Origin of the sequence: Tropicimonas sp. IMCC6043 (assembly GCF_004146235.1) — a bacterium.
Taxonomy (GTDB): Bacteria; Pseudomonadota; Alphaproteobacteria; order Rhodobacterales; family Rhodobacteraceae; genus Tropicimonas.
This window is the reverse complement of record NZ_SELO01000119.1, coordinates 1-1337: the sequence shown is the minus strand read 5'-3', so window position 1 is coordinate 1337 and position 1337 is coordinate 1. Positions and strand designations below refer to the sequence as shown.

The window sequence follows — 1337 nt, the reverse complement described above, 5'->3', positions numbered from 1 at the left end:
GGTATCTGGCCCTGGTTGATGCGGTGCGCGCTGGTGATGATCTGGCTGCTGGCGGCCTGGCGGAACACCTCGGTCAGGCGCACCACGGGCACGGAACCGGAGCCGATGATGTCGGCCAGAACCTGACCCGGGCCGACCGACGGCAGCTGGTCGATGTCGCCGACGATCAGAACGGCTGATCGATCCGGAACAGCTCGCAGGAGCGAGAGCATCAGCGAGACGTCGACCATCGAGCTCTCGTCGATCACGAGAAGGTCGCAGTCGAGCGGGTTCTCCTCGTCATGCTTGAACCGGAAGCCCTTGGGATCGAATTCGAGCAACCGATGGATGGTCTTAGCCTCCCGTCCGGTGGCCTCGCTCATGCGCTTGGCGGCCCGTCCGGTCGGTGCGCAGAGCAGGAGTTCAACGGACTTCGCAGCCAGAATGCGCAGGATGGAATTGACAATGGTCGTCTTGCCGACGCCAGGACCGCCAGTGACGACCAGTACCTTCGAGCGCAGTGCCAGCCGGATCGCCTCGGCCTGGCTGTCGGCAAGCGTGAGCCCCGTTTTAACCTCGATCCACGGCAGAGCGCTGTCGGCATCAATCGCGGCCCATGGCAGAGGCGCCACGGCCAGGCGCTTCAGGTGCTGCGCGATCCCGCGCTCGGCTTGATAGAGACCCGCGAGGAAGATGCATGCGGTCTCGCCGACTGTGTCGCGGATCACGGTTTCGTCCGCGACCTCAAGGTCGAGCGCGGTCTCGATCAGGGTGCGCGGGACTTCGAGAAGCTTTTCTGCAAGAGCCACGAGTTCGGACTCGGGCAACCCGCAATGCCCGTCGCTCATGGCCTCGGTCAGCGCGAAAGAGATGCCGGCGCGCACACGTATCGTGGCCGTCTTCTGGATGCCGAGTTTTCCGGCAATCAGATCGGCAGTACGGAAGCCGATGCCTCGGATGTCGCGGGCGAGCCGGTACGGGTTCTCGCTCATCACCTGCACGGCGTCGGTGCCGTAGGTCTTGTAGATCCGCACCGCGCGCGCTGTTCCGACCCCGTGCTCATGCAGGAACACCATGATCTCGCGGATGGCTTTCTGATCGGCCCAACCGGCAATAATCTTCTTCGCCCGGATCGGGCCGATGCCGTCCACTTCTCGAAGCCGGTCCGGATCCGCCTCGATGATGTCGAAGACATCCTTGCCGAACTGTCCAACGAGCCTCTTGGCGTACACGGGCCCGATGCCGCGGATCATGCCGGAGCCGAGATATTTCTCAATCCCGTCCACCGAGGCCGGCGCCGCGGTCTTCAGGAACCGCGCTCGGAACTGCTGTCCGTGGGTGCGGTCGTTCACCCATTC

The 1337-nt window shown here is 64.1% G+C and carries 1 protein-coding gene; it reads right to left on the bottom strand.

Annotated elements, in window-relative coordinates; all coding sequences use genetic code 11:
• The coding region (locus tag EU800_RS25990) for an AAA family ATPase (RefSeq protein WP_165354862.1) at nt 1-1337 on the bottom strand (1337 nt) is incomplete at both ends.